The sequence below is a fragment of the Pyxidicoccus trucidator genome, from assembly GCF_010894435.1.
In the GTDB taxonomy this organism is placed as follows: domain Bacteria; phylum Myxococcota; class Myxococcia; order Myxococcales; family Myxococcaceae; genus Myxococcus; species Myxococcus trucidator.
Genome location: NZ_JAAIXZ010000002.1, coordinates 225,484 through 239,882, shown reverse-complemented (window position 1 = coordinate 239,882; position 14,399 = coordinate 225,484). Strand labels below are relative to the sequence as shown.

General features: G+C 70.8%; 14 protein-coding genes. 7 read left to right on the top strand and 7 right to left on the bottom strand.

The window, feature by feature from the left end; genetic code table 11:
• The first annotated feature begins 3 nt into the window (after nucleotides 1-3).
• Nucleotides 4-699 (top strand): lycopene cyclase domain-containing protein, encoded by a 696-nt coding sequence (locus tag G4D85_RS07575; RefSeq protein ID WP_164009517.1) that lies wholly within the window; start codon nucleotides 4-6, stop codon nucleotides 697-699.
• Nucleotides 700-713: 14 nt separating this feature from the next.
• Here the strand turns inward: G4D85_RS07575 and G4D85_RS07570 are convergent, their stop codons facing one another.
• The 5 genes from G4D85_RS07570 to G4D85_RS07550 are packed head-to-tail and all read right to left on the bottom strand — an operon-like array spanning nucleotide 714 to nucleotide 5,281.
• Nucleotides 714-2,048 carry a replication-associated recombination protein A gene (locus G4D85_RS07570; RefSeq protein WP_164009515.1) on the bottom strand — a complete coding sequence of 445 codons (1,335 nt, stop codon included), beginning with the start codon at nucleotides 2,046-2,048 and terminating at the stop codon, nucleotides 714-716.
• A gap of 33 nt (nucleotides 2,049-2,081) precedes the next feature.
• Nucleotides 2,082-2,732, bottom strand: a complete 651-nt coding sequence (locus tag G4D85_RS07565; protein WP_240359135.1) for a YigZ family protein — start codon at nucleotides 2,730-2,732, stop codon at nucleotides 2,082-2,084.
• A complete protein-coding gene (locus G4D85_RS07560) occupies nucleotides 2,716-3,420 on the bottom strand; it encodes an iron-containing redox enzyme family protein (protein ID WP_164009513.1) in 705 nt (234 codons plus the stop codon). Before G4D85_RS07560 ends, G4D85_RS07565 begins: the two co-directional genes overlap by 17 nt.
• Entirely contained in the window at nucleotides 3,390-4,292 is a 903-nt protein-coding gene (locus tag G4D85_RS07555; protein WP_240359134.1) for a GNAT family N-acetyltransferase, read from the bottom strand. The genes G4D85_RS07560 and G4D85_RS07555 overlap by 31 nt, the downstream gene beginning before the upstream one ends.
• A 14-nt stretch (nucleotides 4,293-4,306) precedes the next feature.
• Entirely contained in the window at nucleotides 4,307-5,281 is a 975-nt protein-coding gene (locus tag G4D85_RS07550; RefSeq protein ID WP_164009507.1) for a DUF3419 family protein, read from the bottom strand.
• Nucleotides 5,282-5,352: 71 nt separating this feature from the next.
• On the opposite strand from G4D85_RS07550, the gene G4D85_RS07545 reads away from it, so the two are divergent.
• From G4D85_RS07545 to G4D85_RS07535, 3 genes are read left to right on the top strand one after another with little or no spacing between them, the layout of a single operon-like run.
• Entirely contained in the window at nucleotides 5,353-6,282 is a 930-nt protein-coding gene (locus G4D85_RS07545; RefSeq protein ID WP_164009505.1) for a fatty acid desaturase family protein, read from the top strand.
• Nucleotides 6,275-7,171, top strand: a complete 897-nt coding sequence (locus G4D85_RS07540; RefSeq protein WP_164009503.1) for a phosphatase PAP2 family protein — start codon at nucleotides 6,275-6,277, stop codon at nucleotides 7,169-7,171. The genes G4D85_RS07545 and G4D85_RS07540 overlap by 8 nt, the downstream gene beginning before the upstream one ends.
• Before the next feature lie 48 nt (nucleotides 7,172-7,219).
• The gene (locus tag G4D85_RS07535) at nucleotides 7,220-7,714 is read left to right on the top strand and encodes a nuclear transport factor 2 family protein (RefSeq protein ID WP_164009501.1); all 495 of its coding nucleotides are present in this window, start codon (nucleotides 7,220-7,222) and stop codon (nucleotides 7,712-7,714) included.
• A gap of 20 nt (nucleotides 7,715-7,734) precedes the next feature.
• On the opposite strand, the gene G4D85_RS07530 is transcribed toward G4D85_RS07535, so the two are convergent.
• Together G4D85_RS07530 and G4D85_RS07525 are read right to left on the bottom strand one after the other, a co-directional pair.
• The gene (locus G4D85_RS07530) at nucleotides 7,735-8,982 is read right to left on the bottom strand and encodes an MFS transporter (RefSeq protein ID WP_164009499.1); all 1,248 of its coding nucleotides are present in this window, start codon (nucleotides 8,980-8,982) and stop codon (nucleotides 7,735-7,737) included.
• An 81-nt stretch (nucleotides 8,983-9,063) separates the two neighbouring features.
• On the bottom strand, nucleotides 9,064-9,861 hold the full coding sequence (locus G4D85_RS07525; RefSeq protein ID WP_164009497.1) for a CPBP family intramembrane glutamic endopeptidase: 798 nt from the start codon (nucleotides 9,859-9,861) through the stop codon (nucleotides 9,064-9,066).
• A gap of 230 nt (nucleotides 9,862-10,091) precedes the next feature.
• Between G4D85_RS07525 and G4D85_RS07520 the strand changes: the two genes are divergently transcribed.
• The 3 genes from G4D85_RS07520 (at nucleotide 10,092) to G4D85_RS07510 (ending at nucleotide 14,258) form a co-directional block, all read left to right on the top strand.
• Nucleotides 10,092-12,131: a sigma-54-dependent Fis family transcriptional regulator gene (locus G4D85_RS07520; RefSeq protein WP_164009496.1), complete on the top strand. Its 2,040-nt coding sequence runs from the start codon at nucleotides 10,092-10,094 to the stop codon at nucleotides 12,129-12,131.
• Nucleotides 12,132-12,348: 217 nt separating this feature from the next.
• Nucleotides 12,349-13,869, top strand: coding sequence for an acetaldehyde dehydrogenase ExaC (gene exaC, locus G4D85_RS07515; protein ID WP_164010517.1), 1,521 nt, complete (start codon nucleotides 12,349-12,351; stop codon nucleotides 13,867-13,869).
• Nucleotides 13,869-14,258 (top strand): DUF779 domain-containing protein, encoded by a 390-nt coding sequence (locus G4D85_RS07510; protein ID WP_164009494.1) that lies wholly within the window; start codon nucleotides 13,869-13,871, stop codon nucleotides 14,256-14,258. Before exaC ends, G4D85_RS07510 begins: the two co-directional genes overlap by 1 nt.
• The last annotated feature ends 141 nt before the right edge of the window (nucleotides 14,259-14,399 follow it).

Sequence of the window (14,399 nt, the reverse complement as noted above, 5' to 3'; positions counted from 1 at the left end):
ACCGTGCCCTACGAGTTCCTCGTCCTGTCGGTGCTGTTCCTGGTGCCGGGGAGCTGCTTCTGGTTCCTACGCCCGGACCTGCGCCCGCTGATGAAGCAGACCGTGGGCGTGTCCCTGCCCTTCGCCGCGACGGAGAGGCTCTTCTATCCGGAGTACTGGACGCCCCGCTTCCTGTTCGGGCTGGCGGACCGCATCGGCTTTGGCATCGAGGACGTGCTGTTCGTCGCGGGCCTGGGCGCCTTCTCCTCCACGGCCTACGCCGTCGCGTTCCGCCGCACGCTGGCGCCTCACGGTGCGTCCACGAAGCCGTGGCGGCGGGCCGTGGGGGCCTTCGCGCTGGCCTTGTCAGTGACAGGGGTGCTCCTCGTGGCGGGCGTGTCCATCCTCTACGCCGCGGTAGCCACCATGGTGTCCATCTCCACGGCCCTGCTGCTGACGCGCCGGGACCTGGGGGTGCCGGGCCTGCTCGGAGCGCTGGTGTCGGCCGCCATCTACCTGGGGCTGTGCCTCGTCTTCGCGGCGCTCGTGCCCGGTGTCTTCGAGCGCACCTGGAAGCCCAGCCTGCTGCTGCCGGGCCGGCTCCTGGGTGTCCCGCTCGACGAGGTGCTGTACGGGCTGGGCGCGGGCTTCGGTGCCACGGTCGTCCCGGCGTGGGCCTTCGGCTGGCGCTTCGTCCCCTCGCAAACCAGGACCACGTAGCGCCGACGCTCCGCCTACTCGTCCTTCGCCGCCTTGTCCTCGCGCCACCACTGCGTCATGCGCTCGTGGACCTCCGCCTCGTAGCCTTCCTTGCTCGGGCGGTAGAAGACGGAGCGCTCCAGCGGCGCGGGCAGGTACGTCTGCCCCGGCGCGTAGTGGTCCTTGAAGTTCCACGGAGGCTGGTAGCCCTTCCCGTGGCCCAGCTCCTTCATCAGCTCCGTGGGCGCGTTGCGGAGGTGGAGCGGAGGCGCGGCGTTGGGGTTCTGCTCCAGCGCCTCCATCGCCGCATTCATCGCCTGGTAGGCGCGGTTGCTCTTCTTCGCCGTGGCCAGCGTGACAACCGCGTGCGCGACGAAGAGTCGCCCCTCCGGCATCCCGATGGAGTGGAAGCTCTCCTCGCAGGCCCGGACGATGGTGATGGCCTCGGGCATCGCCAGGCCCACGTCCTCCACGGCAATCACCTTGAGGCGGCGCCACAGCGACACGACATCGCCCGTCTGGAGCAGCTTCGCCGCCCAGAAGATGGCGCCCTGTGCGTTGGACCCGCGACACGACTTCTGGAGCGCGCTCAGCAGGTCGAAGTGCTCGTCCCCGTCCTTGTCATGGCGGGACAGGCTGGTGCCCACCGCCTCGCGCGCCGTCTCCAGCGTGACTTCCGCGCCATCGGCGGTGAGGCTGGCCGCCAGCTCCAGCGCGCCCAGCGCCTTGCGGACATCCCCCGCGCCCCCCTTCGCCAGCAGGGTCAGCGCGTCCTCTCCCACCGTCAGCTTGCGGGCCCCGAGCCCCTTCTTCCCGTCCGCGAGCGCGCGGGTGAGCGCGCCCTGGATGTCCGCCAGGGTGAGCTCCTTGAGCTGGAAGACGCGGCACCGGCTGATGAGCGCGGGGCGCACCTCGAAGCTCACGTTCTCCGTCGTGGCCCCCAGCAGGACGAGCAGCCCGCTCTCCACGTGGGGCAGCGCCTGCTCCTGCACGTTCTTCGCCCAGCGGTGGATTTCGTCGACGAAGAGGACGGTCCGCCGCGAGTACTGGTTGCGCTGACGCTCGGCCTCCGCCACCACCTCGCGGATGCGGGGGATGCCGTCAGAGACGGCGGAGAGGATGACGAACTCCGCGTCCACGCTCGACGCCAGCATGCGCGCGAGCGTCGTCTTGCCCACGCCCGGTGGCCCCCAGAACAGGGACGACACAATCGCCTTCCGCTCCATGAGCTGCCGCAGCGGCGCACCGGGTCCGAGCAGGTGGGTCTGCCCGATGAACTCGTCAGGCGTGCGCGGGCGCATCCGCTCCGCCAGCGGCGCGAAGCGGTTCACATCGACGGAAGCGGAGAAGAGGTCGGGGCCTGCGCTCATCGGTCCGGAGGCTCTCCCCTGCGGGCCCCACGGTCAACCTTCGGGCTCCACCACCTCGATGAGCACCTGTCCCAGGGTCAGGTCGGTCAGCGCGGTCCGGAACGCGTCCACCCGCGTGACGGGGAGCTCGAAGCGGTAGCCCACCGTGGCGGCGTACTCCTCGGACACCACCTGGACCTCGTACTCGGGCAGCAGCCGGCGCACACCGTCGATGCTCGCGTACTCCAGCTCGACGGCGAGTCGGACCTTGCGCACACGCTCGGTGGTGGGCAGGTCCTCCAGCGCCTGCTGGACGGAGGCGGTGTAGGCCCGCACCAGCCCGCCCTTCCCGAGCAGCGTCCCTCCGAAGTAGCGGGTGACGACCACGGCGACGTCCCCCACCCCGCCGTGCAGCAACGCGGTGAGCATTGGCCGGCCCGCAGTGCCGTGAGGCTCACCGTCGTCGCTCATGCCCACCTGGGCCGTCGAGCCGGGCGGGCCCACGACGTAGGCCCAGCAGTTGTGGTTCGCGTCCGGGAACTCCTCGCGGATGCGGGCGATGAAGGCCTTCGCCTCCTCCACCGTGGGCGCGTGGGCGGCCGTGGTGATGAAGCGGCTCCGCTGGATGTCCTGCTCCACCCGGTGGAGCCCCGCCGGAATGGGGTAGCGCTTCTCGTCCATGGCGGCGTCAGTCGCGGCGCCCACGCGCGCGGTAGAGGTCTTCGTAGAGACGCAGGAAGAGGTGTCCTCCCAGGACGAGGCCCTGCTCGATTTCCTCCTCGGTGCGAGGGTCCTCTCCATACGGCCCGTCGAGCTGGCGGTAGAAGCCTTCCGCGTGCTCCTCGTCGAGCGTGGCGTGCGTGGGGTAGTGCGTCACCTCCTCGGCCTCCAGCCAACCGCGAGCGACGATGCCGCGTCCCAGCTCCAGCGAGATGCCGCTGAACAGGTCCTCGATGATGCCGAACACCGCGAGCCCCGTGAGCGGCGTGTCGAACGCGGCAAGGCCCGTCAGCGCGGCGTTGAAGGCGCGCACCTCCGGCCAGGGTGTGCGACTGGCCCGGCCCACCACCACGCCGAGCCGTTCGAGGAGCACCAGGAAGGTGCGCTCATGGCCGTGGCCCAGATTCCCCCGCCCGTGCTCGTCGAACATGTTCTCCACCAGCGGCAGGCGCTGGTCGGGCCGGGGCAGGCGGCTGGCGAGGATGGCCATCGGCCGCGAGAAGTGCGCCACCGCGGCGAAGAAGTGGACCTGGGTCTCGAGGAAGTCCTCGCGCTCGAACGAGCCGTCCCTCAGCGAACGCAGGTAGGGCATATCCAGCGCATTCCACTCCGCCTTGAGCCCGGCGATGTAGCGGCGCAGCTTCAGATTTCGGACGAGGGAAGGTGCACCCATGCTGGCGCTTCTACCGGGAAGGTGAGGTCGAGAGAATAGACGGTACACACCGAGTCGGGGGCCACGCCCGCGCCCCGCAGCCAGCCGACATGGTCCTCCAGCCGCTCGTCGATGCTGAAGCAGGCCAGCGCGTCCCCGCTCCGCTCCGCCAGCTCCGCGCCACATGCGCGAAGGTACGCCGCCCAGCCGTGCGGCCAGGCCTCGGGGGACGCCGCCAGGTGGACGAGCGGCCAGGCACTTCGCGTCGAGAGCCGCTGCAGGTCCTTGCTCCCCGCCGTGGTGCACCAGCCCGAACCTTGGAGCCTTCGCCCGGGGGCGGGTCCCAGGCGAAGCCCATCGCCGAGGGGACGCTCGGGCCCACCTCGCGGGTCCAGCTCCGCGAGCTTCGAGGGAGGCACGAAGTAGAGCGCAAGCCGACTCGCCGGCCTGCCCAGCCGCAGTGGATTCCACCCCCGCGCAGTGCGCATCACGTCTCCCCGTGCCCCTCGCATGGCGGCGCCATACAGGAACCGGGTACGGCGCAGCTCGGGGATGCGGAACAGGTGTGTGAGCCCCTGGAAGATGAGCCTCCGCGAGAGCCCCGTGCCGCGTGCGGCCTGCGCCACCTTGAGGTCGCAGATGTAGAGCGCGTCCAGCGAGCGCGTGCCGTGGAAGACCTGACGGGCCACCCCGGTCACCGAGCCCAGCAGCTCGTCACCGCGCAGGGCGAGCAGGAAGTACGCGTCCCCCATGGACGAGAAGAACGGGTGGTACTCCGGCCCGTGGTCGATGAAGAAGTGGTCGGCCCCATCCGCGAGCGGATAGAGGATGCCCTGCTCCAGCCGCCGGAGCCGCTCGACATAGGGCCCGAGCGTGTCGGGACGGAGAACCACGTACCGCACGCCGCTCATGTGCGCGCAGCCCGCCGGAAGCCGACCTCGATGCGCTCGTAGAAGAGGCTGCGGTCCTTCGCCAGCAGCTCCGCCCCCAGCGCGTCGTCGAACTCGAAGGCCGGCTCGAAGAAGCGCCGGAGGTTGCGCTGATTGTTGAGCTGCCGGAGCAGCACCGCGCAGCCCGGCCGGGCCTCGCGGGAGAGCAGCGCGACCCAGCTCGCCACGAGCGAGTCGTCCGACCAGTCGAAGATATTGGAGAGCGAGACGACGTCGAAGCGCCCCAGCCCAGGGACATCGGGCAGCGAGCCTTCCACCAGCGTGAGCACCACGGGCTGCTGAGCGCGCAGGTACTCCGGCGCGTCCTCGGGACGGTACGCGCCGAGCAGCACGTGCTGGAGGAACGGATTGCGCGGCGCGTCCGCCCGCTGGAGTCCCCGCTCGAACACGGCCTGGAAGTAGCCGGGGTACGAGCCGGGCGCCGCGTGCTGCGTCGCCGCCGGACCGAACATGGCGTGAAGGAATGGGGACGCGAGGGCCAGCTCGAACGCCACCGGCCAGTATGGCGAGGCGAACCAGCGGGCGCGCAGCGTGCTCCGCTCCGTGTCGGGTGTGGATGGCTCGAAGAACGTGGCCAGCTCCCGTGCCGGGGCGACGAACTCCTCGAGGAAGTGGCGGAGCGTGCGGAAGAGTCCCTCGAACTCGCCGCGCTGGTTCAGGCCCGTGGGGTCCGCGTCTCCGACGTTGAACCGGGCCAAGGGCACAGCGCCGAGGCCACCGGCCTTCTCCCGCACGTGAGCGAGCTGGCGCGGGTTGAAGTCGAAGCCGACCAGCTCCAGCTCGGGGTGACGCCGCGCGAGCGTGAGGAGGGTGCACCCGCCGGAAGCCACCGTGAGGACGGCCCGGGCCTTCGTGCGTGCGACAAGCGCCAGCTCCAGCTCCGGGTCTTCACGAACGACAGCGAACTTCAGTCGGTACGGCGTTGAGGTCACGGGCAGGCGGGGCGGCGGTGGCGTCGACGGAAGCGCCGACGGTATGGCATGGTCCCTCTATCCGAACAGCCATGCCGCTTGCGACAGAATCCCTCACCCCCGCCCGGTTGCGCACGCTGGAGCAGGTCGACGCCCGGCACGTTCCCCGGCTCTTCCTGTTCGTCGCGCTCTACGGAGTCGCGGCCGCGCTGTCAGTCAGGCTGGCGGCGGACAGCTCGCTCTCCGTGTGGCTCGCGCGCGCTGGGCTGTACCTCATCGCCGCGGCGGCGCTGCACGGCATCAGCCTGTTCACCCACGAGGCCGTGCACGGGAGCCTCTCGCGCCGGCGGTGGCTCAACCGGCTCGGGGGCATCGCGTGCGCGCTGCCCGTGCTCCAGAACTTCGCGGCCTACAAGGTGCTCCACCTGCGGCACCACGTCGACCTGGGCGGCGGGAAGGACCCGGACCACTACGGCAACTACACCGGGCGCCGCTGGCTGGAGATGCTGATGCATGTGGGGCGGCTGCTGCTCGGCTACCCCGCGTACATCACCATGATTCCCATCCTCGGCTGGCGGCATGGGACGTCGTCCGAGCGGCGGTGGATCGAGCTGGAAGTGGCCCTGCTCGCGGTGGGCGCCGCGCTCGCGGTGGTCTTCGTCCCCGGGGCGGTGCTGGTCCACGCGTGGGTGATTCCCATGCTCGTCATCAACACGCTCGTGAACATCCGGGGGATGAGCCAGCACACGTTCCTCCCGGAGAGCAACCACCCCGTCCGGGGCTCGCGCACCATCCTGTCCAACCCGGTGACGCGCTTCTTCATGTGCAACGAGAACTACCACCTGGAGCACCACCTCTACCCGCGCGTGCCCTGGTACAACCTGCCCGAGCTGCACCGCACCCTGCGCGCCGAGCTCATCGCCCAGGGCGCCCCCTTCATCCCGTCCTACTTCTCGTTCGTGCGCGGCGTCGTCTCCGGCTCGCTTCAGCGCACGGCGAGGTCCGCCACCCCGGATGCCTGAGCGGCTGTACCTGCACGAGGTGCTGCTGGCCTCCTTCGGCGCGGCACTCTCCGTGGCGCTCCTGCTTGTCGCGGGCGCCGGTGCTCCCATCACGTCGCAGGCGCTCGGCGCGACGGTCCTGTTCGTGGTCGGCGTGGCATTGCTCGCGCGTGGAGAGAGCTTCGCGCATGCGTTCCGCGTGCGGCTGCTGCTCGCCTATGCCGTGACCTTCTTCTTCTACGCGTCGGTGAAGCACACGATTCCCGCGCTCGGGCTGCCAGCGCGCGACGGGTGGCTGTTGGCGGCCGACGTGTTCGTGTTCGGCGTCACGCCTTCAGCCTGGCTCCAGCGGTGGAGCACGCCGTGGGTGAACGACGTCTTCAGCGCGAGCTACCTCGCGTTCCACGCGTACCTGCACCTGGCGATGGCGTGGGCCGTCCTCGGCCCTCGCGCGCGGGCGGAGCGCTTCTTCACCCAGGTGTTCTCCGCGTATGTGCCGGGCATCGCCGGCTACTACCTCCTGCCCGGGCTCGGACCCGCGGTGGCCTTCCCCGCGCTCTTCACCGTGCCCATCGAAGGTGGGTGGCTCACCGGACTGAATGCGGCCGTCGTAGCGGGTGGCTCGTCGGCCTACGACATCTTCCCCAGCCTGCACACGTACATCACCCTCGTGCTGCTGGAGCATGACCGGCTCGAACATCCCCGGCGCTTCAAGGTGCTGCTGCCTGTCGCCGTGGCCATCGTGCTGTCCACGCTGGTGCTGCGGTACCACTACGCCGTCGACCTCGTCGCGGGCGCGCTGTGGTTCGCCGTCTTCCGCGCCGTGTACCCACGCCTCCAGGCGCGCCGGAGCGCGTGGCGGGCTTCGCCACCCCACGCGGCCGGAGCGCAGCCACCTTCTCTTTCGTAGAGAGTCCTTTCGTTGGAAGCTGCGGGCTCCTCGCGGAGGTGCACCGAAATGAAGACACAGGATCTCCAGTACACGCTGGATTGGATTGCCATCCAGGAGCTGGTGGCCGAGTACGGGCAGGCCATCGACTTCGGCAAGGACACGGGAGACTGGAGCCGCTGGGTGAATGTCTTCACGCCGCAGGTCACCGCGGACTACAGCCGGCTCTTCGAGGGCGAGCCCATCACCATTGCGCGGGAGGAGATGGGCAAGCTGGGCGGCAACGCCCTCTCTGCCTTCACGCGGGTCCAGCACGCCACGGCCAACACCGTGAGGACCCACTTCAAGAATGGCACCGAGGCCCAGGTGATGGCCTACGCGGATGTCGCCCACTTCTTCATGGCGGGGGGCACCCAGCAGGAGTGGACCATCGTCATCCGCTACACGCACGACCTGGAGAAGACGGCCGAGGGCTGGCGAATCCGCAAGGTGATGCTGGACCCCATCCACTTCCGTGGCAACCCGCTGGGCCTCGACTTCGTCAAGGGGAAGCGCATCGTCTGAGCCGAGCGCGCCCCGGACACCTACGTCGAAGCGCTGTCGGACCGCGGAGCGTCTCGCGCAGCGAGGCTCTTCCGCAGCGCCCCCGGCAGCGTCAGTGCCACTCCCAGCGTGGCCAACGTGCCCCCGGCTCCGGCGACCAGCAGCGTCATCGGCGCCGAGGTGGCATCCAGCAACAGGCCTCCCCCCACGTAGGACAGCGCCGCCGCCACGCCAATGGCACCGTAGAGATTGCCGAAAACGCGGCCGAGCATCCCCGGCGGGACGACCCGCTGGAGCAGCGTGTTCGTGGCCACGTCCATCGCCGCGATGCCGAGCCCTCGCACGGTCTGCATCGCGAGCGCCGCGGAGACGGCCCATGCCAGCCCGGTGAGCAGATTTCCCACGCTGCTGACGGCGAACCCCAGCACCAGCAGCACCGGCATCGACGCGCGCACGCCATAGCGGGCCAGCAGCCCATAGCCGCAGACCAGCCCGACTCCGACGGCCCCCAGCAGGAGCCCCACCGCCGAGTCGCCCGCGCGGAAGGTCTCCTTCGCCAGCACCATCAGCGCCACGTCATCCACGCCGTTGAACGCGACGACAGCGCAGAAGCCCAGCGCGATGACTCGCACGGCGGGAGCCGACACGATGTAGCCCAGCCCCAGCCTCGCCTGCTGGAGGAGGGAGACGGGCACGCCCCCCTCTTCCGTGGCCACCGGTGGCAGCTTCGGCACGAAGGCCAGCAGCACGGCGGAGACGAGGAACGACGCGGCGTCGATGAGGAGCACGCCACGAATGCCCACGAAGGGGAACAGCGCCGCGGCCAGCAGCGGGCCGAGCGCCTCCGCTGCATTGGTACCGAAGCCCAGGGTGGAGTTCGCGGTCTCCAGGTCCTGCCCCCGCACCAGCGCCGGCACCGCCGTGCGGGAGGCGGGCTGGAACACCTGTCCGGCGACCGCCCGCGCGCCCACCAGGGCCAGCAATACCGGCAGGGGCGGCAGGGTCAGCGCGATGAGGAGCAGGAGCGCGCCCTGCACGAGCTCGCAGAGGACCATCACCCGCTTGAGGTCGAACCTGTCGCTGATGGCCCCGGTGATGGGGCCGAGCAACGCGGGAGCGAAGTCGCCCACCAGCAACAGCAACGACACCGCCAGCGCCTGCCCCGTGGAGCCAGCGACATGGAGCATCAGCGCGACGAGGCTGAGCGAGTCCCCCGTGAAGGAGATGACCCGCGCGGCCCACAGGGAGCGGAACGCCGTGTTGTGCCGCAAGAGCCGCAAGGCGCTCATGCGGACTGGCCCGGCTCCGTCTTCGGCTGCCTGGACCGGCATGCGCGTCTCCTCGGCTTCACGCGCGTCCAGTCCGGACTGTCACGGCGTGCGGCTGTCCCGTAGCGCACTCGGGCCTTGCGCGTCCACGACCGGGCCGTGTTCCGTTTGCGCCCAGGTGGGCTGGCCCCGGCGAAGCCTCAGCGTGAGGCCGATGGCGAGGCCCACGGTGAGAAACCGCGCGAGGTTGGCCTGGAGCCCGCCCAGCGCGGTGGAGTCCACCGCGAACAGGTGCCACCACAGGTTCATCAGCGCGTGCATTCCGATGGGCACCCACAGGTCACCCCAGCGCTCCAGCAGCCAGGCGAAGAAGAGGTGCCCTGCCCCGGTGATGGCCAGCACGCCCACGACGCCCCACAGGTCATGGCCTGCCTGGTAGAGGTGACCGAGCGCGAAGGGCACCAGCCCCACCAGGGCCGCGCCCCAGAACGACCAGCGCGCGCGCCGCCGCAGCTGGCCGAAGAGGAAGCCGCGAAAGAGCACCTCCTCGGCGAGGGGCGCCATCATCGCCACCATGATGGCGAACCCCCAGTCGAGCTTCGTGGGTGTGAAGCCCGCCGCCCGCGCATAGGTGACGAGCATGGGCAGGGTGGCGACGAGTGAGAAGCCAGCAGCCCGGAGCGGGGAGCGCCCGAGGCCGACCTCGCGGAAGGCGGCGCCGGGACGCAGCCGGTGCACGAGGGCCACCGCGACGACACAGAGCACCACCTGCGCGACCTGCCACGCCACGGTCCGCCACGGGCCCGACAGGGAGCGCCACAGCGGCAGCCGCCGGGTGATTTCGTTGATGAGGAAGAACCCGCCGACGGCGAACAACGTCATGCCCCAGCGGGGCCGCATCCACCCTTGCCTCACGCCACCCACTCCTCCCCGCTCCGCCCCTGGCAGAGACGCGTTCCATTCCCAGGCCCATCGAGCCGGTGGCCCCACCGGGTGAGCAGGGAGGGGTCGTCACGCATTCGGCGACTCTACGCCGGTGGCCCGACGGCGCAATGCGTCAGTCAAATGCGCGGGAATCTCGGGGTCCCGGGTTGCCGGGAGCGCGGAACCCGGCGGCATAATGGAACCTCGTGGGTACGCTCACCCTCAGCGCCTCACCGCTCCTCTGGGAGCAGTTCCTCGTCGGCGCGCTCGACAGGGAGGTCGCGCTCCATCCGGAGCTGCACCCCATCCTGACGCGCTGGCAGCGCTCCCGCACGCTCGGGGCGCCGAGCACGGGCATGCCACACGAGGGGCCCAGTGTCGGGCACCTGGCCCTCGCCGAGCGGCGCTCGCGGCTGGAGCCGGTGTGGCACGAGCTCGGGAGCATCATGGAGGTGCTCGCCGCGGCGCCCCTGCCCTCGGGACGCGTGGCGCTGCTCGCGGACCGGGATGGCGTCATCCTCGCCACCCGCACCTCGGGCGGCGACTTCACGGACCACGCGGACGAGGTCCGCCTCATCGAAGGCGCCTGCTGGGACGAGGCCTCGCGGGGCACCAACGCCATCGGCACCGCGCTCGCGGAGTCCTCGGCGGTGGCCGTGGTGGGCCCGGCGCACTACGCGCAGCGCCACCATGGCCTCGTCTGCTACGCGGCTCCGGTGCACGACCCTTTCGGTGAGCTGGTGTGCGTCCTGGACGTCACGGGACCCGCCGGCGCGGCGGACCCGCTCGTGCTGGTGGCCGTGGCGAGCATGGCCTACGCCGCCGAGGCCCGACTGCGCGAGGTGGCCTGGGCGCGCGTGGCGGCAGCGGCCCGTGGCGGGCTGGAGGCCCGGCTGGCGCGTGAGGACGGCCCCGTCCTCATCGTCGAGCCACCGGGCCGCGTGCGCCATGCCAACGGCGCGGCGCGCGCACTGCTGGGCGAAGAGGCCGCCACGGGGCCGGGCCGCTGGACGGCGGACGTGCTCGGGTTGTCGTGGCAGGACTTGAAGGCGGCGGCGCTGCGCGGAGAGGCGCTCGCCGTGCAGCTCTCGGAGAGTGGCACGTCCTGGCGCGTCCATGCGGAGGCGGTGGGTGTGAGCGGTGGTGGCGCGACGCTCGCGGTGCTGGTGAGGCTGGAGCCGCTCGTGTCGCGCGCGCGTCCCGCGGACGTGCCGCGGACGACCTCGCCGGGGAGTGGGCCCTGGGCCGCGCTCAAGGGCAGCGACCCGCACCTGTGCGCCACGCTCCGGGAGGCGGCGCGCTTCGCACCCACGGCGCTCCCCGTGCTCCTGCTGTCGGAGACGGGCACGGGGAAGGAGTTGCTCGCGCGGGCCCTGCACTCCGCGAGCGCCGTGGCCTCCGGTCCCTTCGTGGCCGTCAACTGCGGGGCGCTCTCGCCCTCGCTGCTGGAGAGCGAGCTGTTCGGGCACGCTCCGGGCGCCTTCACCGGCGCGCGCTCGGGTGGCGCGGACGGCAAGCTCGCGGCGGCGGACGGGGGCACCCTCTTCCTCGACGAGCTCGCCGAGATGCCCCCGGCGCTCCAGGTGCTGCTGCTCCGCGTACTGGAAGACGGGAACTACTCGCGGGTGGGCGAGTCGCGGGTGCGCAACTCGCGCTTCCGCCTCATCGGAGCCACCTGTCGGGACCTCGAGGCCGCCGTGCGCGCGGGCACGTTCCGCTCCGACCTCTATTACCGGCTCCAGGGCGCCATGCTGCGGCTTCCGCCGCTGCGGGAGCGCTCGGACCTCGTCGAGCTGGCCCAGGCGCTGCTCACGGGGCTGGCGGAGTCCTCGGGCCAGGCGCCCCCCACCCTGTCACCCGCCGCGCTCACCCGCCTCGCTGCCCACCCCTGGCCCGGCAACGTGCGCGAGCTGAAGACGGCGCTGCGGCTGGCGCTGGTGCGGGCCGCCGGGGCCTCGGTGCTGGACGTGGACGCGCTGCCTCCCGAGTTGGGAAGCGGCCCGATACCCACCTTGTCCGGGGCAATGCCCACGTCGCGACCGGCCGAGCCCACGTCCCGGCCGGCACCGCCTGCAGAGGAAGAGGCTCCGCGCGCGCTGAGGGAGCTGGAGGCACACGCCATCCAGGAAGCGCTCGCGCGCAGTGGCGGCAACGTGGCGCAGGCCGCGCGACGTCTGGGTATCGCCCGCAGCACGCTTTATCGGATGGTGGAGCGCTTCGGGCTCTCGCTGCCGCCCCGCTCCTGAGGAGCCCGCCAGGCGCTATCCGCGCCGCCGCGCCGCGTCGTGTCGCACGCCTGTCCCGTCGCTTGCAACGCAGGTGTTGCGTCCCGCGCCACCTCCTGTCCGCGACAGTGTCGCAGAGCGGGACACGACGCGCCGCGACGTCGGCGGAAAGGACGCTGGCATGCGCGCTGCTCTGGGACAGCCGCGTCCCAACCCGCAGCCCTTGAAGGAGAGCGCCATGGTCTACGCCGCCCCCAATCAGCCCGGCTCGAAGGTGAAGTTCAAGTCCCGCTATCAGAACTTCATCGGCGGTCGCTGGGTCGAGCCCGTGCGCGGGCAATACTTCCAGAACATCAGCCCCGTGACGGGCCAGCCCTTCTGTGAGGTGCCGCGCTCCACCTCCGAGGACATCGACAAGGCGTTGGATGCCGCCCACGCCGCGCGCGTGGCCTGGGGGAAGACCTCGGTCACCACCCGCGCCAACATCCTCAACAAGATTGCCGACCGGCTCGAGCAGAACCTGGAGATGCTCGCCGTCGCCGAGAGCTGGGACAACGGCAAGCCTGTACGCGAGACGCTCGCCGCCGACCTGCCGCTCGCCATCGACCACTTCCGCTACTTCGCCGGCTGCATCCGCGCGCAGGAGGGCTCGGCGGGCGAGCTGGACGCGGACACCGTCGCCTACCACTTCCACGAGCCGCTCGGCGTCGTGGCGCAGATCATCCCCTGGAACTTCCCCATCCTGATGGCGGCGTGGAAGCTCGCCCCGGCGCTCGCCGCGGGCAACTGCGTGGTGCTCAAGCCCGCGGAGCAGACGCCCGTCGGCATCCTGCTCGTCACCGAGCTCATCCAGGACCTCCTCCCGGACGGCGTGCTCAACGTCGTCAACGGCTTCGGTGTCGAGGCCGGCAAGCCCCTGGCCAGCAGCAACCGCGTGGCCAAGGTGGCCTTCACCGGCGAGACGACCACCGGCCGCCTCATCCTCCAGTACGCCAGTGAGAACCTCATCCCGGTGACGCTGGAGCTGGGCGGCAAGAGCCCGAACATCTTCTTCGATGACGTGATGGCCCAGGACGACGACTTCCTGGACAAGGCCATGGAGGGCTTCGCCATGTTCGCCCTCAACCAGGGCGAGGTGTGCACCTGCCCCTCGCGCGCCCTGGTGGGTGAGCGCATCTACGGCCAGTTCATCGAGCGCGCCCTCGAGCGCGTCAAGAAGGTGAAGCCGGGCAACCCGCTGGACCCGACGACCACGCTGGGCGCCCAGGCGTCGAACGACCAACTGGAGAAGATTCTCGGCTACATCGACATCGGCAAGAAGGAGGGCGCCAAGGTCCTCATGGGTGGCGAGCGCGTGCACCTGCCCGGCGACCTGAAGGACGGCTACTACGTGGCGCCCACCGTGTTCCAGGGCACCAACCGGATGCGCGTCTTCCAGGAGGAGATCTTCGGGCCCGTGGTGGCCGTCACGACGTTCAAGGACTTCGACGACGCCATGCGCATCGCCAACGACACCCTCTACGGCCTGGGCGCTGGCGTGTGGACGCGCGACATCAACACCGCCTACCGCGCCGGCCGCACCATCGAGGCGGGGCGCGTGTGGACCAACTGCTACCACCTCTACCCGGCGCACGCGGCGTTCGGCGGCTACAAGCAGTCCGGCATCGGCCGGGAGAACCACCGCAAGATGCTGGACCACTACCAGCAGACCAAGAACCTGCTGGTGAGCTACAGCCCCAAGGCCCTGGGCTTCTTCTGATGACGGTGGCACGCGTGGAGGTGACGCCCGAGGCCGCCGCCGTCATCCGCCAGCTGCGCGACGCGCACGGGCCGCTGATGTTCCACCAGTCGGGCGGCTGCTGCGACGGCAGCGCCCCCATGTGCTACCCGCTGCGCGAGTTCCGCGTCGGCCAGCGAGACGTCTTCCTGGGCGAGGTGGAGGGCTGTCCCGTCTACATCGGCGGCGCTCAGTTCGAGTACTGGCAGCACACCCACCTCACCCTGGACGTGGTGCCAGGGCGGGGCGCGGGCTTCAGCCTCGAAGCCCCACTGGGCGTGCGCTTCCTCACCCGGAGCCGGGTCTTCACCGATGAGGAATACGAGCGCATGAAGCACGCCCCGCCCCCGAGGCGCGGCCCACCGGAGTAACGGGCCCGCGAACACCGGGGTGCCAGCGAGTCGGACTCTCCTCCCCGATATACGCTGGCGCCCCGGACGTTCGCGTCCACGCGCGCCCGGGCCAGAAGCGCTCACGCAGCCACGGACCTCGTGAGACACCGGGCGCCCAGG